The following is a 19,675-nucleotide window of genomic DNA, read 5'->3' on the forward strand; positions in this document are numbered from 1 at the left end:
TACCAGGATGAGAGATTATTCTTCTTCAGCGCTGGCTTTGTTTTCGATTTGCAGGTCAAGCACTTGGTTATCGATCAAGCGTACTTTACCAAGAAAAGCCGACATCAAGATCACCGCTTGTTTACTCTCATGGCTGATCGGTAATAGTGTTTGCGCATCACGAATAAAAATTTCATCAGGCTCTAAATCAGCGGCGCGTAACTGGTCCACCGCATCTTGGATCACTGATGGATAATCGCTGCGTCCACCACGGATCGCACTGTTGATCCAACGCATAGTGCGCGCTAAGACTGGCGCGCGTTGGCGTTCATCCAGCGTCAGCAAATTATTACGTGAACTCATCGCTAGGCCATCTAATTCACGCACGGTTGCCACGCCAACAATTTCAATATCCAGACACAGATCTTCGACCATCTGGCGGATCACTGCCAATTGCTGGAAATCTTTCTCGCCAAAGCAAGCCACATCGGGTTGTATGATGTTAAACAGCTTAGTGACAATCGTTGCCACGCCACGGAAATGTCCGGGACGAGAAGCGCCTTCCAGCATATACGATAGCCCTGGCACTTCGACCAAGGTCTGCTTATCCAACCCTTGCGGATAGAGAGTTTCTGCGGTTGGGGTAAATACCAGATCAACCCCTTCGCCATTGAGTTTGCTCAAATCCTCTTCCAGGGTGCGCGGGTAGTTTTTTAAATCTTCTGCCCTGTCAAACTGCATTGGGTTGACGAAAATACTAACCACCACCACATCGGCTAACTCACGGGCTTTGCGCACCAGCGTTAAATGGCCTTCATGTAAATTACCCATAGTCGGCACAAACGCGACACGGCGACCTTCACGTTTCAATTGTTTGATCTGCTCGCGAACAACAGCTAGGTCTGCAAATACTTGCATCTATGACTCCTTAGGCAATAGTGTGGGCGAGATCGGGAAATGCGCCACTGGCCACATCTTCGATATATTGGGTAACCGCTCGGCGGATATCACCGGTTTCGGCCAAGAAATTTTTCGAGAATTTAGGCATGTAGTTGGCGGAAATGCCAAACATGTCATGCATAACCAGAATTTGGCCATCGGTGCCATTCCCAGCGCCAATGCCAATCACGGGTACATCCAAAATTTGGGTGATCCGTTTGGCGAGATCGGCCGGTACACACTCTAACAGGATGATTTGTGCCCCGGCTTCTTGCAGCGCGATAGCATCACGCACCATACGATCCGCTTTATCTTGCTCACGGCCTTGCACTTTGTAGCCACCGAAAATATTAACCGATTGTGGCGTTAAGCCTAAGTGAGCACAGACCGGGACGGCACGTTCAGTCAACATTTTTACGGTGTCGACTAACCAATCGCCGCCTTCAATTTTTACCATATTCGCCCCTGCACGAACCAGTTTCGCGGCATTATCACACGCTTGTTCAGGCGTGGTGTAGCTCATAAACGGCATATCAGCCATCAATAGGCAGTTGGGGCTACCTTTACGTACACAACGGGTGTGGTAAGCAATATCTTCAACCGTGACAGGCAAGGTATCCGCCTCACCTTGTAACACCATGCCCAGTGAATCGCCTACCAACAAGAGTGGCATGTCTAGGCTCTCAAATAATTGAGCAAAACTCGCATCATAAGCGGTGGATGTAGCAAATTTGCGACCCTCTTGCTTCCATTTCATCAGGTCGTTTATGGTTATTTTTTTCATGTTTAGTCCTTACTCGACATTGGCGAGTGCCAAACGCTGAGCCCATTAAGCGGCACTTGTTGCAGTAACGTTTGGATCTCAGTCCCGTCAGGGAGGGTTAAATTGGGTGCAATTTCTGCGAGCGGATAGAGCACAAATTCACGCACTTTCATTCCATAGTGGGGAATGGTGAGACGCTCACTCTCTATCACTTGATTGCCATAAAGCACAATATCAAGATCGAGGGTTCTTGGCCCCCAGCGCTGATCTTTACGCACGCGTCCCTGCTGCAGCTCAATGCGTTGTGTGCTATCGAGCAATTCCAGTGGGGTTAATTCGGTTTCGATGGCCGCCACCGCATTGATGTAATCGGGCTGATTTTGCGGCCCCATTGGGGTACTGCTATAGAGCGATGAAGCCGCGATTAAGCGCGACTTCGGTAATTGAGTAAGCTGGTGGATGGCCTGTTGGGCTTGGGTGACCGGATCGCCCAAGTTACTGCCAATCGCAATGTAAGCAAGGATCATTCGCTAGGTTTACTCTTTGATTTATTGCGTGATGGTTTACGACGTCGCGCGCTGGATTTGCTGCCCGGCGCATTGCCAACATCGGCCACCATCGCTTGACGCATATTACGCCCTGCATTTTGGAAAGTCGCCCACCATTCGGCCAATTGCTTGGTTTCACCGCCTTCAATTTCACCACGCATCTCTAGGAAATCAAAGCCAGCGCGGAATTTACTCAGTTCTAACAAGCGAAATGCACGTTTACTGCTGCGCCGCGGTAGGCGTTGCTGTAACTGCCAAATATCGCGGATGGTAGTGGTGTGACGGCGTGGAATGGCAATACGTTTAACCACTTCATCCAAAATGCGGTTGCTGGCTTCAGTGATCGCATCAAATTCATTGAGCTTGAGCGAAGCCATTAAGTTATTGGCCAGCTCTATCATCGGATACCACAACATTGCAGCAAACATAAAGGCTGGGTTGATGCGCAGATCTTGTTCTAGTCGAATATCGGTGGCATCCAGCACTAAATCGAGCATCTGCTCGGTTGGTGAACTGTGATCTTCGGTAAAATATGCCGCGACAGTTGGGAACAGCTGTTGGAATAGCTGGTATTCACGCATCAAGTGGTAGGTTTCTAAGCCATGGCCCGCTTGCAGCATTTTCAGCGACTCTTCATACAGACGTGCAGCTGGAATATCGCGCAGCAAAGGTGCGAGTTGCTCAATCGGCGCGGCGGTATCTTCCTCAATATCAAAATCGAGTTTAACCGCAAAACGTACCGCGCGCAGCATGCGCACCGGATCTTCACGGTAGCGAGTTTGCGGATCGCCAATCAGGCGCACTAAGCGATCGTCGAGATCTTCCATGCCACCGGCATAGTCGTGGATGCTGTAGTCGGCAATATTGTAATACATCGCATTGATGGTGAAATCGCGTCGTTCCGCATCTTGATCTATCGTGCCGTAGACATTGTCACGCAGCAGCATGCCCGCTTCAGATTGTGCGGCAATCTGTTGGCTTGAATTGGATTCTTGGTGATGACCACGAAACGTTGCCACTTCAATAATGTCACGTCCAAACATGATATGGGCCAGACGAAAACGTCGCCCAATCAGCCGACAGTTGCGGAACAGTTGGCGCAATTGTTCAGGGGTAGCATTGGTGGCGACATCAAAATCTTTTGGTTTGCCACCAAGCAGTAAATCACGCACTCCACCGCCGACGAGAAACGCGGCAAACCCTGCCGCATGCAGGCGATAGAGCACTTTTAGTGCATTGTCGCTGATCTGCTTACGTGAGACTGGGTGTTCCTGACGCGGAATGATAGTCAAAGCTAAGTCTGGATATGTGTGAGTGTTACTCAATTCAAAATCGTTATTATTCATGTGCTTCTGACAATGATGGCGGTGACCGCTGTAAGCGCTACGCAGCTTAACTTGACGCTCAAGCGGACGGAATTTGCTGCAATAATAGCTTAAGCCGGACCATTTGAGAATCTTGGTGTGATCTCGATCGCTGCGGGTAGCTGACTTAGCTGCCAATGGTGGCAGCCCCAGGTGAGCATTTGCTCCAGATTGGCATCGCAAAAATCGGCTGGTAGTTCAAAGCCTAAAAACTGCATGGCCTGCACCAGAGTTGGCTTTGGTTGCAAAGGATCAATCGCCGGTGCGTGATTCTGTTTGGACAGTTTATTGCCGTTACTATCGATTGCCAAAGGTAAATGCAAGTAGCTGACCGGTTTTTGTTCTAACGTGTGATACAAGCTGATTTGTCGTCCGGTTGGCTCAATCAAATCCGCACCGCGTACCACCTGAGTCACCCCTTGCTCAATATCATCAATCACTACCGCAAGGTTGTAAGCAAATAGGCCATCACGACGTTTGATGATGAAGTCTTCTTGCGCTAACGCTGAAGGTATAGTGATGGTGCCATGTTTCAAATCAATGAACTGCAGCACCGGATTATCCATGTGTAATCGAATGGCGCAGTCGTGATGTTGCCGAGGTGGATGGCGTTGGCAGTGGCCGTTATAAAATCCGCCCATTGCCTTAACCGCTTGGCGGGTGCACTGACAGTAATAGGCTTGACCACTGGCGAGCCATTGATCGATTTGCTGTTGGTATAGCGCGTGGCGCTGGCTTTGGTACACCACCGTTTGATCCCAATGTAGACCGTACGCCTCCAAAGTGCGCAGAATATGCGCGGCCGCGCCGGGCATTTCCCGCGGTGGATCAAGATCTTCAATCCTTACCAGCCATTGACCTTGTGCGGCCTTGGCTTGGAAATAGCTCCCTAGCGCGGCGATTAACGATCCAAAGTGTAATGGGCCAGAAGGCGAGGGGGCGAAGCGACCAATATAGTTCATGGGGCGATTAACCTGTCGTTTGGCAATTATGCCAATAAACAACAAAAGGGAGCTGCGGCTCCCTTTTTCTTTCTTGCGGCTGGATGTTAGCCAAGCATTTGCTTTTCTTTAATTTCAGCCAGTGTTTTGCAATCAATACACAGATCCGCCGTTGGGCGCGCTTCTAAACGGCGCGTACCAATTTCAACGCCGCATGATTCGCAGTAACCGAAATCCTCTTCTTTAATTTTATCGAGTGTTTTTTCGATTTTTTTGATCAAACGGCGTTCGCGATCACGGTTACGCAACTCTAAGCTGAACTCTTCTTCTTGAGAAGCGCGGTCAACAGGGTCTGGAAAGTTGGCCGCTTCGTCTTGCATATGGTGTACCGTGCGGTCCACTTCTTCTCTCAGTTGGTTACGCCACGCTTCTAAAATTTTTGTAAAATGCGTGATTTGCGCCGGTGACATATACTCTTCACCCGGCTGCATTTGATATGGCTCAACACCTGCAATGGCTAGGATGCCCAGCGTTTTCTTTTTAGACTCTGTCATACAGATCTCCTACTAACCCTAGTCAACTGCGCGAGCAGTTCATTTTAAGGCGGGTATCTATAGCAAAAAGAAGTGGGGGAGGCAAACAATCGAAGCTAAAGTTATCGTCAATGTGAACAGACCATCAATTTTTTACTATTTGATGGGCAAATTTAAGTTGCGACGCGATTCGAATTTGATGCTCTGAAAGTGATGCTTGGTAACATAGCACTTCCACTCCGGCTTCTTGTGCCGCTTTTAATAACTGTGAATAGTTGGGGTCTATATGGAGGGCGGGAGCGACTTTTTCAATCCCTGAATGTAAAACAGCAAAGAAAAGGATCGCACGCTGACCTTGTTTGGCCATTTGTGCCAGCTCGCGCAGATGTTTTTGACCTCGGGTCGTGACGCTATCTGGAAAGTAACCTTGTCCTGGTCCACCTTGTTCGTTATCTAATAAGGTGACGCTTTTGACTTCGATAAAGCAGTCTGGGCGGGAATCTGCACTGAGCAAAATATCGATTCGACTATTTTCATCGCCATATTTTACTTCAGTGCGCAGCTGCTCATAGCCTTGCAGTTGGGCAATCTCTCCGGCCAAAATCGCCTCTACCACTAAGTGGTTTGCCCGCGCAGTATTGACGTAAATCCAATCGCCCGTTTGGGTTTCGGTTAACTCCCAGCTTTGTGGGTATTTGCGCTTAGGATTGTCGGAGGTGGAAAACCACACACTGCTGCCAGGCTCAGCACATCCGGTCATCGCCCCAGTATTGGCACAGTGAATGGTGATCTGCGAGCCGTCAGCGAGCGCGACATCGGCTAAAAAGCGTTGGTAGCGTCTGATCAAGGTCGCTTTTTGTAACGGTGGTGAAAAGTGCATGTCTCGGCTTAGATGTTTTTTTATGTACAATGGCGCGGTCATTAAAGCATACAGGAACCCACCTTGTCACAACTGCCGATTGTCGCGCTGATGCCTAAGCTGCTAGACAGCCTTAGCCAATCTGCGCAACTTATCCTAAAGGCCGCGCCGGGCGCGGGTAAATCGACCTACTTTCCGTTGCAATTGCTGCAAGCTGGCTTATGCAACGGCAAGATAATCATGCTTGAGCCAAGACGCTTGGCGGCGCGCAATATTGCGCGCTATTTGGCGCAGCAGTTAGGAGAAGAGGTAGGGCAGCGAGTCGGCTATCGAGTCCGCGGCGAAACCCGAGTAAGCCGCTCAACTCAGCTAGAGATTGTGACCGAAGGCATTATGACGCGGATGCTGCAAAACGATCCGGAGCTAGATGGCATCGAGGTACTGATTTTTGATGAGTTTCATGAGCGCAGTATTCACGCTGATACGGCCTTGGCGCTCGCGCTCGAAGTGCAAGCCGCTTTGCGTGAAGATTTAAAAATTGTGGTGATGTCGGCCACCTTAGATCAAGCCGCGCTGCAAAATTTATTGCCTCAGGCGCGGTATGTAGAATCGCAAGGGCGCGGTTTTCCGATCGAGATCCGCTACCAGCCTCTGCGTGCCGATGAGCGTTTGGTTGCCGCAATGCAGCGGCATATTCGGCATTTATTGCAGCATGAAACCGGTTCACTGTTGGCCTTTTTGCCCGGAGCGGCGAGCATTCACCAACTCAGCGAGCAACTGAGCGATTTATCCGCTCACATTGAGATTTGTCCATTGTATGGACAGATGGCATTTGCCGCTCAGCAGCGTGCGATTGCGCCTGCGGCTGCCGGGCGGCGCAAAGTGGTACTGGCGACCAATATTGCTGAAACCTCGCTGACCATTGAGGGGATCCGTATTGTGCTCGACAGTGGGCTTGAACGCAGTGCGCGTTTTGATCTCAAAACCGGCATCACTCGGCTAGAGCAAGTGCGCATTGCTCAATCATCGGCTGAGCAGCGCGCCGGACGGGCTGGGCGTTTAGAGCCTGGGATTTGCGTGCGTTTATACAGTGAGGCGCAGCTTAAGCAGCAGCCTTGGCTAGCGGAGCCAGAAATTCTCCACACCGATTTGGCGCCGTTAGCGTTAGAGCTGGCACAATGGGGCGCCCCCGCGACCGATTTAGCGTGGTTGGATCTGCCGCCTGAGCGTGCTTTAGCGCAAGCGCAGCAACTGCTGCAACGGCTCGGATTATTGGATGAGCGCGCTCAATTGACTCAGGCCGGAAAAGACGCACATCAACTAGGGGTTGAGCCTAGAATTGCGGCGATGTTACTGAATGCGCAACGGTTAGGTGAGGTGGCTTTACAAAGTAGCTTAGCATTAGCGGTGTTGTTGGAAGAGCCAGAGCGGCAAGTGGTGGATGTGCAGCACAGCTTGCATCGTTGGCAGCAAGGTCACCATCCGCAGCGTAAGCTATTGTACCAGCGTGCGCAAAGCTTGGCTGCTAAGTTGGATACGGTGTTTTCGCTGGCGATGGTCGAAGAAGCGTGGCTTGGTTTAGTGGCGTGTTTGGCGTTTCCGGATCGGATCGCCCAACAGCGCGCTCAGCAGCCGGGGCAGTTTTTACTGGCCAATGGTCATGGTGCTTGGCTGGCGGTGGATGAAAATTTAGCAGCTGCCGACTATTTGGTTGCGTTGGATCTGCTGCGTAGTCAAGGCCAAGCCAGTCAAATTTTCAGTGCGCTTAGCTTGTCGATCAACGCGCTTGAGCAGTGGTTGCCACAACTGATCGGTTGTGTTGAACAAGTCGACTGGGATGAGAAAGCGGGGCGATTGAGCGCGCAACGGCAGTGGCGGATTGATCAACTCATCGTGCGCCGTGAACATCTCCCAGCGCCAGATCAACAACAAATGACCGAAGCTTTACTGAACTATGTTCGGCGTAAAGGGCTCAATGTGTTAGCGTGGAACGAAGCGGCGAGTGAGTGGTTGGCACGTGCTCGTTGTGCGGCGGCGTGGCTACCGGAAGAGGATTGGCCACAATTGCACGATGAAGCGCTGCTGGCACAACTGGATGATTGGTTAGCGCCTTATCTCGTGGGTGTGACTTCGGTGCAAGCTTTACAACATGTCGCGGTATTAGAAGCCCTTAAGCATTATCTTGGTTGGTCGCTTACTCAGCAATTGGATCAATGGTTGCCAACCCATTATCAGTTGCCGACCGGTCAGCAGCAGAAAATCCGTTACCAGCTCGGCATGGATCCTATGTTGTCGGTACGCATGCAGCACGTGTTTGGTGAGCACAGCTCACCGCGAGTTGCGAAAGGGACTAAAGCGGTGGTGATGGAATTGCTGTCCCCAGCCCAGCGCCCTTTGCAAGTGACGCGCGATCTGGCCAGTTTTTGGGCTGGAGCTTATCGGCAAGTACAAAAAGAGATGAAGGGTCGCTACCCGAAACATGTGTGGCCAGATGATCCGGCAAACCACGTCGCTACCACCCAAACCAAACGACATTTCAACCCATGATCAGATACCGATGACCAAAAAAAGTAGTAACTCGCCGCGTGGCCGCACTGCGCGCCGTGGCAAAAAGAGCTCTTCCTCAAGACTGCGCCTGTGGCTGACTAAACTGTGGGCCATTACTTGGAAAGTCGCCTTAGCGTGCGCAGCGCTATTGCTGTTTATCGGAATTTATTTAGATTCGATGATCAAACAGCGCTTTGATGGGCAACTGTTTGATTTACCGACGGTCGTTTATGCACGGATTTTGACCTTAGAGCCCGGCAGTGGGCTCAGCTTGCCAGAGCTGCGCAATGAACTGGATGTGCTCAATTACCGTAAAGTGGCCCAGCCGCGCTTGGCCGGTGAATACTCATCATCAGCCACGCGGATTGAGCTGATCCGTCGCCCTTTCGAATTTGTCGATGGCCCAGAGCCCGATCGCCGCGTCATGTTGACGTTTGCCGATGATGGCTTGCGCAGCATTGAGGCTTTAGAGCAAAAACGGCAACTCGGCTATTTGCGTTTAGAGCCTAAACTGATGGGCATGCTGGAAAAAAACTCGCCGGAACAGCGACTTTTCTTAGCTCGTGAGCAATTTCCTGAAGTGCTAGTCGATGCTTTGCTGGTGACCGAAGATCGTGATTTTTATCAGCATGATGGTGTGTCGCCATTGGCGATTGCTCGGGCAATGCTGGTTAACCTCAAAGCTGGGCGTACGGTACAAGGCGGCAGTACGCTGACTCAGCAACTGGCGAAAAATATTTTCCTGTCGAGTGATCGCACCTTGTGGCGTAAGTTGCGTGAAGCGTATATCGCGCTGATCATCGATCACCGTTATAGCAAAGATCGCATTCTGGAAGCCTATTTGAATGAAGTTTATCTGGGGCAAAGTGGTGGCGATGCCATCCACGGTTTCGGTTTAGCTTCACGGCTCTACTTTGGTCAGCCACTGCAAGAGCTGCGGATTGATCAACTGGCGCTGTTGGTGGGGATGGTTAAAGGTCCGTCATATTACAACCCACTGCGCTTTGCTCAGCGCGCGCGCGAACGGCGTGATTTAGTTCTCAAGCTTATGATGCAGAACGATATTTTGACCGCCGCACAATATCAGCAAGCGGTCACTCGTCCACTTGATGTGCAGAAAAATGCGCAAATTGCCAGCCGTCAGCCGGCTTATTTCCAACAAGTGTCGATCGAGTTAAAGCAGAAGTTAGGTGATAAGTTTAAAGCCGACTCAGGCTTGCGGGTGTTTACTTCGCTCGATCCAGTGTCGCAAAGTAAGTTAGAGCAGGCGATCCAACAGCAGATCCCGCAGTTGGCAAAAACTGCTGGCCAAGATTTGGAAGCGGCCGCGATTGCGGTTGATCGCAACAGTGGCGAGATCCGCGCCATGGTGGGTGGTAAGCGTACCGGTTATGATGGTTTTAACCGGGTACTGAATGCCAGCCGTCAAATCGGCTCGCTGGTTAAACCAGCGGTATACCTCACTGCCTTAGCGCATCCGGATCAGTACCATTTAGCCACGACCCTAGAAGATAAACCGATCACTTTAAAAGGTAGCCAAGGCACTGCGTGGACGCCGCGTAACTATGATCGTCAATATCGCGGTGCCGTGCCGCTTTATCTCGCGTTAGCTCAATCGCTCAATGTGCCGACGGTGCAGTTGGGGATGCAGCTTGGCATTGAACAAGTGGCGACCACGTTGGAAAAATTGGGGGTTAAGCGGGATGAGATCCGCCCAGTCCCTTCGATGCTACTCGGATCATTTTCGCTGACCCCATATCAAGTGGCACAAATGTACCAAACCTTGACCAACTCGGGGCAAAAAGCGCCACTCTCTGCGCTGCGTTCGGTACTCGATGTACAAGGCAATGTGCTGTATCAATCTTTGCCGAAAGTCTCCCCAGCCGTGGATCAGCAAGCGGCATGGCTCACCACTTATGCGCTTAAGCAAGGGGTACAACAAGGAACCGGACGCGCTTTGCACGCTCAATTTGCGCACGCGGGTTTGGCTGGTAAAACCGGTACCACCAATGATAACCGTGATAGTTGGTTTGTCGGCGTGGATGGCCGCGAAGTGACTACCATTTGGTTGGGGCGTGATGATAACCAATCCACCAAATTAACCGGATCCAGCGGTGCGTTACGAGTGTATGCGCAGTATTTGCAATACCGTATCCCGCAACCATTACAGCTACCGTGGCCGCAAGGGATCAGCACTTTTGGGTTTGCTCAGCAGGCGCAAGGTGGACTAACCCTTGATTGTGATAATGCGTTTAAACTGCCGATTTGGGATCCGCAGCAAAAGCTCAAGCAGCAGTGCGATAATCGCCCGACGGAATGGATCAAAAATCTATTTCAATGGTAGTTTCTTGCTTGGCTCACTGCGCTTAATTGATGTACATCTTGCCGTTGTTTGGTGAGCGTTGGGCGTTTATAGTGATTTGATTCTTAAGGATTTCGAGGGTAATTCAGCGTGATGAGATGGGCGGTATTATTCAGCATGGTGGTGGGGATTGGGCTGACGCCAGCGCTGCTCGCACAACCAATACTCGAACAACCTATAGAAGCTAAGCTCGTGTCGCGTCCTAAAATCGCCTTAGTACTGGCTGGCGGTGGTGCGAAAGGAGCGGCGCACATGGGGGTGATTAAAGCGCTGGAAGAGTTGCAGGTGCCGATCGATATCATTACCGGTACCAGTATGGGGGCTTATGTTGGTGGGCTGTATGCCACAGGCATGAGTGCGCAAGAGATTGAAGCCTTGATTTACAGCGTGGATTGGAACCGTGGTTATCGCGATCGGGTTGATCGTAGTCAGCGCAGTCTGCGTGATAAAGAGTATGAAGACCGCTATCAAATTACTACCGACCTCGGTTTGCACTGGGGGGAGGTGCGTGCCCCCAAAGGGGTTGTGCAAGGGCAAAATATGCTGCGCATGCTACGCGAAACCACGGGTAATCTGCCGGCGTTTGAGTCATTCGATCAATTGGTGATCCCTTATCGTGCGGTGGCGACCGATATCATTAATCTGCAAGAAGTGGTGTTGGATAAAGGCTTTCTGGTCGATGCGATGATGGCCAGTATGTCGGTGCCTGGCGCACTGCCGCCTTATGAGATTGATGGTTTGTGGCTCGTCGATGGTGGCGTGACCAATAATATGCCGGTTGATGTTGCTCGAGCGATGGGGGCGGATATTATCATCGCGGTTGACATCAGTACCGATTATAAAAGCCAAGCCGATTTCACCAACCTGTTTACGGTTGCGGATCAACTGTCCAACTATTTAGTCCGGCGTAGCACTGAAAAACAGAGTGATCATTTGCATCCGCAAGATCTGTTATTGCGTCCATCGGTGGGCAAAATGGAGACCACCGAGTTTGCTAAAATGCCGGATGCCTTTGCCATGGGCTATCACGTGGCGCAACAGCAGCGAGAGTTCTTACAGCGTATCGCGCTCAATAGCGCACAGTATCAAGCGTATCTTGAGGCCAAACAGCAGCGGCGCAAAACCTTACGCTATGGCGATCAGATCCACATCGATCACATTGTGCTGCATAATGACAGCCACTACAGCGATCGACTGCTCCTTAATCGACTCAATTTAGCCCCCGATCAAACATTCAGCCAAGAGCAAATAGAAACCCGTATTGAAGATCTCTATGCGTTAGATCGCTTTGAATTGGTGCGCTATCAATATCAGCAGCAAGGTACCACCCAACAATTAGCGATTGATGTACGAGAAAAATCCTGGGGGCCGAACTATGTCAATTTTCGATTTTTTCTTGAGGATGATTTCACAACCAATAGCCAATACGCTCTGGGGGTTTCGACCAATTTTACCGACATCAATCCCCATGGCGCGGAATTGACCCTCAATTTAGAAATGGGCACCGACAAGCTAGTGGAAGCACAGCTGTATTCGCCTTTTTTATCGGAACAGAAAATTTTTACCACCGCAGCTTTGGCCTACAGTAACGAGACTCGCAACGCCCCATTAACCGGATTTAATGATACTTCGTTGAGCGCAACCAAAAATTATTTGCCAGTGACCTACTCAGAATGGGTGGCCGAAATGGCGTTGGGGTATCAGGTTGAATTATGGCGCGAGTTGAAAGTAGGGCTGCGCTATAGCAAAGGTGATGGTGAAGCCTCTTCTTTACCGGTTTTCGGTGACTTTGCCTTCCAACGGCGTGGGCTATTTTTTGATTACCGCCACGACACCTTGGATGATTTTATTCTGCCTCAGCAAGGGCTCTATTTTAATTTGGGATACTTAGTTTCCAAAGACAGTTTTGATGGGAGTAATCCATTGTCTGACATGATGACACCATCAGATACTGTGTCTGAGTTATCCGCCCGCTTGGTGGCTGCACATACTGTGGCTCGCCACACTTTGGTGGCTAATTTGGATATGGGGGTGGTGAAAAGTGAGCATTCATCAACGCCAATCGACCCGAAAAGCATTGGGGGTTTTCTTAATTTATCCGGTATTCCACGTAATAGCCTGATTGGTCAGAACAAAGTTTACGGTAATCTCATTTACCGTTACCGCTGGTTTGATAATGATTTCGGGATGTTTACCTCACCAGTCTACTTAGGCGCTTCGCTAGAGTATGGTGGGGTATGGTCAGACCCAGATCTGCGTTTGAAAGAGGCGCCCTTGTATCGTGCCAGTTCACTGTTTGCCGGGGTCAATTCACCGATTGGGCCAATCATGTTTGGCTATGGACGCACTGAACAACATTATGATTCAGTGTATTTTATTATCGGAACCACGTTTAAATAAGCATACCTTGCGTGAGGGATGATCGGACACGGCTTGCGAGCAAGTCCAGATGTGGATGATAAGTTGCGTTGATTAGCCGGTGACTTTGATGAGTAAGTTGCTATGTGGGTCAAAATGGTGAGATTTTAATTGCAAGTTAAACTTGCTATTCTGACCCCACTGTTTGGCGCTCTTGCGCACGGTTGCTCTGTCAAACGGAGTGATAGCAAGCGTGAGGGAGCGTCAAATTTCCAAGGATGTTCGCGGGTATTGTGATCAACGACGCGAACCGCAATGAGAGGAAAATGTCGTGCTTGAAGCCTACCGTAAACACGTCGCAGAGCGTGCTGCTGAAGGGGTCGTTCCAAGAGCTCTAGATGCAGAACAAGTTGCTGGACTTGTTGAGTTACTCAAAAATCCGCCGCAAGGTGAAGAAGCTTTTGTGCTTGATTTACTTGAAAATCGAATTCCACCGGGCGTGGATGAGGCGGCGTATGTCAAAGCCGGATTCTTAACCGCTGTCACCCAAGGTAAGGTGAACTCTCCTTTAATCAGCCGTGCCAAAGCGGCTGAATTACTCGGCACGATGCAAGGTGGTTACAATATCGAACCATTGATTGCATTGCTGGATGACGCCGCTCTTGCGCCGATCGCGGCCAAAGCGCTGTCACATACGCTGTTGATGTTTGACAACTTCTACGATGTACAACAAAAAGCCAAAGCGGGTAACCCGTTTGCTCAGCAGGTGCTGCAATCATGGGCGGATGCCGAGTGGTTCTTATCCAAGCCCGCGTTAGCTGAAAAAGTCACGCTAACGGTGTTTAAAGTCAGCGGCGAAACCAACACCGACGATCTCTCACCTGCACCGGATGCTTGGTCACGTCCAGATATTCCGGTACATGCTCTCGCCATGCTCAAAAATGCGCGTGAAGGGATCGAACCTGATGTGCCGGGCAAAGTGGGCCCGATTCAGCAAATCGAGGCGCTTAAAGCGAAAGGTCATCAACTGGTGTATGTCGGAGATGTGGTTGGTACCGGCTCATCGCGCAAATCGGCCACCAACTCGGTGCTGTGGTTTATGGGCGATGATCTACCTAACGTGCCCAATAAGCGCACTGGTGGGTATGTGCTGGGGGGTAAAATCGCGCCAATTTTCTTTAATACCATGGAAGATGCCGGAGCCTTACCGATTGAAGTCGATGTGTCTAAGCTTAAGATGGGCGATGTGATTGATCTCTACCCATTGGCGGGCAAAGTCTGTGATCACCAAACCGGAGCAGTATTAGCCACCTTTAAGCTAAAAACCGAGGTGCTGATTGATGAAGTGCGTGCTGGTGGCCGCATTCCACTGATTGTTGGCCGTGGTTTAACCGATAAAGCGCGCCATGCCTTAGGTTTAGAGCCTTCAAGCGAGTTTCGTCGCCCTGTTGCGGTTGCCGATAGCGGTAAAGGCTATACGCTGGCTCAAAAAATGGTCGGTAAAGCTTGCGGCGTCGCCGGTATTCGTCCGGGCACTTATTGTGAGCCTAAAATGACCACCGTTGGCTCACAAGATACCACTGGCCCTATGACGCGTGATGAACTGAAAGATTTGGCTTGTCTTGGTTTTTCGGCTGATCTGGTGATGCAGTCTTTCTGCCACACTTCGGCCTACCCGAAACCGGTGGATGTGCAAACCCACCATACGCTACCGGATTTTATTATGAACCGTGGCGGAGTCTCGTTGCGTCCCGGTGACGGCGTGATCCATTCTTGGCTGAACCGAATGCTACTGCCAGACACGGTCGGCACTGGTGGCGATTCGCATACCCGTTTCCCGCTGGGGATCTCTTTTCCTGCCGGCTCCGGCTTGGTGGCATTTGCTGCAGCAACGGGAGTCATGCCATTAGATATGCCTGAGTCGATTTTAGTGCGCTTTAAAGGCGAAATGCAGCCGGGGATCACCTTGCGTGATTTGGTGCACGCAATCCCTTATTACGGCATTCAACAAGGTCTGTTGACCGTCGAGAAATCCGGTAAGATCAATGAGTTTTCTGGGCGGATTCTTGAGATCGAAGGGGTAGAACATCTGACAGTTGAACAGGCGTTTGAACTATCAGATGCTTCGGCGGAACGTTCTGCGGCTGGTTGTACGGTAAAACTGTCACCGGCTTCGATTACCGAATATCTGCAATCTAACATAGTGATGCTGAAGTGGATGATCGCGGAAGGCTATGGCGATGTGCGTACTATTGAACGCCGGATTGAAGCGATGCAGGCTTGGTTAGCCAATCCGGTACTGATGGAAGCAGATCAGGATGCGCAATACGCTCATGTGATTGAGATTGATCTAGCCGAGATTAAACAGCCAATCTTGTGCGCCCCGAATGATCCGGATGATGCGCGGCTGCTGTCAGATTGTGCTGGCACCGCCATCAATGAAGTGTTCATCGGTTCTTGTATGACCAATATTGGCCACTTCCGTGCGGCAGGCAAACTACTGGAGCAGTTCAATGGTCAATTACACACCCGACTGTGGGTCGCTCCGCCGACCAAGATGGATCGAGATCAGCTGATCGAAGAGGGCTATTACGGTATTTTTGGCCGAGCCGGTGTGCGCATTGAAACGCCGGGATGTTCGCTGTGTATGGGTAACCAAGCCCGAGTGGCGGACAACGCTACGGTGATTTCAACCTCAACGCGTAACTTCCCTAACCGGTTGGGTAGTGGCGCTAACGTCTATCTTGCTTCGGCAGAATTGGCCGCTGTGGGGGCGATTTTAGGACGGATCCCAACCCTGGCTGAGTATATGCAGTATGCCAAACAGATTGATGCAACGGCGGCAGATACCTACCGCTACCTTAATTTCCATCTGATGGGGCAATACACCAGTAAAGCCAACGCGGTTATTTTGCAACAACCCGCTTAAGCGTAAACGTAAGTTCTGCTATCAAAGCCGCGCTAGTCGCGGCTTTATTTTGCTGTACGTTTTCAAGGTATGATGAAACTTGGTCAAACCGGACTTTTCCCCTCACTCAGCGCTTTGCGATATACTTAAGCCATGATGTATCGAGCGGGAGAGCCGCATGGAATTTGAATTTATTAAGAACACCTTGTTAGGCGAGTATGCGGTCCGCTGTAGTATGGATCATCAAATTGTTGGCCGTTGGTTGCAAGAAGAGATTGGTCAAGATCAAGGCAAACTTAAACAAATTTTTGCTTTGATTGAGCAAGCGGCCGATTCACCAAGCCAAGAGTGGCTTTGGACTGGGCGTGAAATTTCTCTTATGGTGCAAGGTGATGAGATCACGGTGCAAGATAATGCCCTGGCTTATGACACCGAGCATGAATTAGAGAGTGATTTCTTTTTGTATGACAGTGAAAGTATCGCTACTTGTGGGCGAGAAGACTTTCTTGCGTTGCTGACCCAGTGGCAGAGCTTTATTCAGTCGCGCTGATTGCAACGCCAATCATTAAAGTGCCAATCATTAAATTTTCAATCATCAAAACCTTAGCCATCAAAATTGGCGGCTGAGGTTAAATCGTGTGCATTATTGTAGGGAAAAGGCTGCACCAAATGAGTGCAGCCTTTTGTTTTTTTAGAATGCTTGTGGTTTTTATTGTTTAAAATCATGGCGTTAAAAGTTGGCACGCGGCTTGGATAATCAATAGCAAATCGACGACTGTTTCGGAGAGGAAGAGATGAAACTGATTAGCGCTATTATTAAACCATTCAAGTTGGATGATGTTCGTGAAGCATTGGCGGACGTGGGTATCGAAGGGATGACAGTGTCTGAAGTCAAAGGCTTTGGGCGGCAGAAAGGGCACACCGAGCTGTATCGTGGTGCGGAGTATCAGGTCGATTTTTTACCTAAGGTAAAAATTGAGATCGCAACCCAAAGCGACAATGTCGATCGGGTACTTGAAGCCATTATCAAAGCGGCGCACACCGGAAAAATCGGTGATGGCAAAATCTTTGTCTATGACCTGAGCCATGCGGTGCGTATTCGTACCGGTGAAATGGATTCAGAAGCCCTTTAACCTCAAGGATGAGAGATTGAATTATGGAATTATCAACCACAGTGACTGAGCTGCGTTATGCGCTCGACACGTTTTTCTTCCTGATTTCAGGAGCGTTAGTAATGTGGATGGCGGCGGGATTTGCCATGCTCGAAGCGGGGTTAGTGCGCTCGAAGAATACCACTGAAATTCTGACCAAAAACTTTGTGCTGTATGCGATTGCGTGTACCACTTATTTAGTGGTCGGCTACAACATTATGTATCTTGATAATACTGAAGGTGGTTGGTTACCCTCTCTCGGAACACTGATTGGCTCACAAGCTGAGGGGGCAGATCACTCACTAGAGGCGGATTTCTTCTTTCAAGTCGTGTTTGTTGCCACATCGATGTCGGTGGTTTCTGGTGCCGTCGCGGAACGGATGAAGCTGTGGGCATTCTTGATCTTCTCGGTGATTTTGACCGCGTTCATTTATCCTATTGAAGGTTACTGGACTTGGGGTGGCGGTTTCCTTGCCGAGGCCGGTTTTAGCGATTTTGCTGGTTCTGGTATCGTACATTTAGCTGGTGCTTCGGCAGCATTGGCGGGAGTGTTGTTGCTCGGAGCTCGTAAAGGTAAATACGGTAAAAATGGTGAAATTCACCCGATCCCTGGCTCGAACATGCCATTGGCAACCTTAGGTACATTTATTTTGTGGCTGGGTTGGTTTGGCTTCAACGGTGGCTCACAATTGATGCTCTCCGATTTTGAAAATGCGACGGCGGTGGGCAAGGTGTTCCTCAATACTAATGCCGCGGCAGCCGCAGGGGCGATTGCAGCACTACTAGTATGTAAAACCACTTGGGGTAAAGCAGATTTAACAATGATCCTCAATGGTACGCTGGCTGGATTGGTCGCGATCACCGCCGATCCTTTGTCGCCCTCGCCACTGTATGCCGTAGCGATTGGTGCCGTCGCTGGTGTATTGGTGGTATTTAGTATCATCGCGCTTGATAAGCTGAAAATTGATGATCCGGTGGGCGCGATTTCGGTACATGGTGTATGTGGCTTATTTGGTTTACTTGCGGTGCCAATCAGTAATGCAGAGGTGACATTGGGCGCCCAGTTACTTGGTGCGGTGGTGATTTTTGCTTGGGTATTTAGTGCCAGTCTAGTGGTGTGGTCCATTATCAAAGCAACAATGGGGATCCGTGTCTCAGAAGAAGAAGAGATGGAAGGGATGGATATGCACGATTGTGGCGTTGTTGCCTACCCAGAGTTTGTAAATAACAAATAATTCATTGATTATTATCACTAATAAAACAAAACCTACCAGAGTGGTAGGTTTTGTTTTTCAATTGGAAATTTCCATACTATTATATTATTGATAATCATTATCAATAATAAGTCTAAGGGAAACTTTCAATGAAAAAACTGCTCAGCTTATCTGTCCTCACTCTTAGCTCATTGGCTTCTGGTGCCTTTGCTGCTCAACATGTGAATGTTTACTCTTATCGCCAACCATTCTTGGTTGAACCTATGTTTCAGGAGTTCACCAAACAAACGGGCATCAAAGTTAATGTTAAATTTGCCAAAGAAGGCATTGCCGAGAAACTTGCTCAAGAAGGTGAATATAGTCCTGCCGATGTGATCTTAACGGCTGAGTTTAGCCGTCTGTTTGAGTTAACCGAAAAAGGTCTGACTCAGCCACTTGATAGCCGAGTGATTGAACAGAATATTCCGGCTCAATACCGTGATAGTGGTGATGAGTGGTTTGCCTTGACGCAACGTACGCGCAGTGTCTACTCATCTCGTGAGCGTGTTGGTAAATTAGGTAACGATTTTGATTATATGGATCTCGCCAAGCCCGAGTTTAAAGGAAAAATTTGTACTCGTAGTGGTAAGCACCCATACAATATTGCCCTTGTCGCCTCTATCATTGCGCACCATGGTGAAGCACAAGCCAAAACTTGGCTAGAAGGCGTTAAGGCAAACTTGGCTCGTAAACCACAAGGTAATGATCGTGACCAAATTCGTGCAATTAAAGAGGGACTGTGTGATCTGTCGTTAGGCAACAGTTATTATTTAGGTGCAATGCTCAATGATGCGCAACAAAAATCTTGGGCAGAAGCTGTGTATATCAATTTTCCTGGTCAAAATGCACAAGGTACTCATGTGAATGTGAGTGGCATGGCAATGGCGAAATTCGCGCCAAATCGTGATAATGCGATTAAACTTATGGAATTTTTAAGTGATGCAACAGCTCAACAAATGTATGCACAAGTCAATTATGAATACCCAGTGAAAGAGGGGGTTCAACGTTCGACTTTAGTGGCGTCATGGGGCGAATTCAATATCGATCAGCTCGCTCTGGAAAAAATTGCAGACTACAACTCGGCGGCTATCAAGCTAATTGATGAAGTCAAGTTTGACCTGTAAGTGAAATCAGGGGTATAAGGTACCCCTATTTTATTTGCGTGATGCA

At 49.6% G+C, this 19,675-nt stretch carries 15 protein-coding genes; 8 read left to right on the top strand and 7 right to left on the bottom strand.

Annotated elements, in window-relative coordinates:
• Nucleotides 1–15: 15 nt before the first annotated feature.
• From panC to sfsA, 7 genes are all read right to left on the bottom strand, one after another.
• The gene (gene panC, locus PUN32_RS06995) at nucleotides 16–897 is read right to left on the bottom strand and encodes a pantoate--beta-alanine ligase (RefSeq protein WP_166013612.1); all 882 of its coding nucleotides are present in this window, start codon (nucleotides 895–897) and stop codon (nucleotides 16–18) included.
• 10 nt (nucleotides 898–907) lie between these two features.
• Entirely contained in the window at nucleotides 908–1,702 is a 795-nt protein-coding gene (panB, locus tag PUN32_RS07000; RefSeq protein WP_274722410.1) for a 3-methyl-2-oxobutanoate hydroxymethyltransferase, read from the bottom strand.
• Nucleotides 1,703–1,704: 2 nt separating this feature from the next.
• Nucleotides 1,705–2,208, bottom strand: a complete 504-nt coding sequence (gene folK / locus PUN32_RS07005; RefSeq protein ID WP_274722411.1) for a 2-amino-4-hydroxy-6-hydroxymethyldihydropteridine diphosphokinase — start codon at nucleotides 2,206–2,208, stop codon at nucleotides 1,705–1,707.
• On the bottom strand, nucleotides 2,205–3,575 hold the full coding sequence (gene pcnB, locus PUN32_RS07010; RefSeq protein ID WP_274722412.1) for a polynucleotide adenylyltransferase PcnB: 1,371 nt from the start codon (nucleotides 3,573–3,575) through the stop codon (nucleotides 2,205–2,207). The genes folK and pcnB overlap by 4 nt, the downstream gene beginning before the upstream one ends.
• 89 nt (nucleotides 3,576–3,664) lie before the next feature.
• Nucleotides 3,665–4,555 carry a tRNA glutamyl-Q(34) synthetase GluQRS gene (gene gluQRS, locus PUN32_RS07015; RefSeq protein ID WP_274722413.1) on the bottom strand — a complete coding sequence of 297 codons (891 nt, stop codon included), beginning with the start codon at nucleotides 4,553–4,555 and terminating at the stop codon, nucleotides 3,665–3,667.
• A gap of 86 nt (nucleotides 4,556–4,641) precedes the next feature.
• Nucleotides 4,642–5,088, bottom strand: coding sequence for an RNA polymerase-binding protein DksA (gene dksA, locus PUN32_RS07020; RefSeq protein WP_166013607.1), 447 nt, complete (start codon nucleotides 5,086–5,088; stop codon nucleotides 4,642–4,644).
• Nucleotides 5,089–5,212: 124 nt separating this feature from the next.
• Entirely contained in the window at nucleotides 5,213–5,947 is a 735-nt protein-coding gene (sfsA, locus tag PUN32_RS07025; RefSeq protein WP_274722414.1) for a DNA/RNA nuclease SfsA, read from the bottom strand.
• A 63-nt stretch (nucleotides 5,948–6,010) separates the two neighbouring features.
• Between sfsA and hrpB the strand changes: the two genes are divergently transcribed.
• The 8 genes from hrpB (at nucleotide 6,011) to PUN32_RS07065 (ending at nucleotide 19,629) form a co-directional block, all read left to right on the top strand.
• Nucleotides 6,011–8,473 carry an ATP-dependent helicase HrpB gene (hrpB, locus tag PUN32_RS07030; RefSeq protein WP_274722415.1) on the top strand — a complete coding sequence of 821 codons (2,463 nt, stop codon included), beginning with the start codon at nucleotides 6,011–6,013 and terminating at the stop codon, nucleotides 8,471–8,473.
• A 10-nt stretch (nucleotides 8,474–8,483) separates the two neighbouring features.
• Nucleotides 8,484–10,817 carry a penicillin-binding protein 1B gene (mrcB, locus tag PUN32_RS07035; RefSeq protein WP_274722416.1) on the top strand — a complete coding sequence of 778 codons (2,334 nt, stop codon included), beginning with the start codon at nucleotides 8,484–8,486 and terminating at the stop codon, nucleotides 10,815–10,817.
• A 111-nt stretch (nucleotides 10,818–10,928) separates the two neighbouring features.
• Nucleotides 10,929–13,235, top strand: coding sequence for a patatin-like phospholipase family protein (locus PUN32_RS07040; RefSeq protein ID WP_274722523.1), 2,307 nt, complete (start codon nucleotides 10,929–10,931; stop codon nucleotides 13,233–13,235).
• 289 nt (nucleotides 13,236–13,524) lie between these two features.
• Nucleotides 13,525–16,122, top strand: a complete 2,598-nt coding sequence (gene acnB, locus PUN32_RS07045) for a bifunctional aconitate hydratase 2/2-methylisocitrate dehydratase (protein WP_274722417.1) — start codon at nucleotides 13,525–13,527, stop codon at nucleotides 16,120–16,122.
• Nucleotides 16,123–16,279: 157 nt separating this feature from the next.
• The gene (locus PUN32_RS07050; RefSeq protein WP_274722418.1) at nucleotides 16,280–16,651 is read left to right on the top strand and encodes a YacL family protein; all 372 of its coding nucleotides are present in this window, start codon (nucleotides 16,280–16,282) and stop codon (nucleotides 16,649–16,651) included.
• Nucleotides 16,652–16,895: 244 nt separating this feature from the next.
• A complete protein-coding gene (gene glnK, locus PUN32_RS07055) occupies nucleotides 16,896–17,234 on the top strand; it encodes a P-II family nitrogen regulator (RefSeq protein ID WP_166013602.1) in 339 nt (112 codons plus the stop codon).
• Nucleotides 17,235–17,257: 23 nt separating this feature from the next.
• Nucleotides 17,258–18,487: an ammonium transporter gene (locus PUN32_RS07060; RefSeq protein ID WP_274722419.1), complete on the top strand. Its 1,230-nt coding sequence runs from the start codon at nucleotides 17,258–17,260 to the stop codon at nucleotides 18,485–18,487.
• A gap of 128 nt (nucleotides 18,488–18,615) precedes the next feature.
• Nucleotides 18,616–19,629, top strand: a complete 1,014-nt coding sequence (locus tag PUN32_RS07065) for a Fe(3+) ABC transporter substrate-binding protein (RefSeq protein WP_274722420.1) — start codon at nucleotides 18,616–18,618, stop codon at nucleotides 19,627–19,629.
• Nucleotides 19,630–19,675 lie beyond the last annotated feature (46 nt).

Origin of the sequence: Vibrio chanodichtyis (genome assembly GCF_028863985.1) — a bacterium.
Lineage (GTDB): Bacteria > Pseudomonadota > Gammaproteobacteria > Enterobacterales > Vibrionaceae > Vibrio > Vibrio chanodichtyis.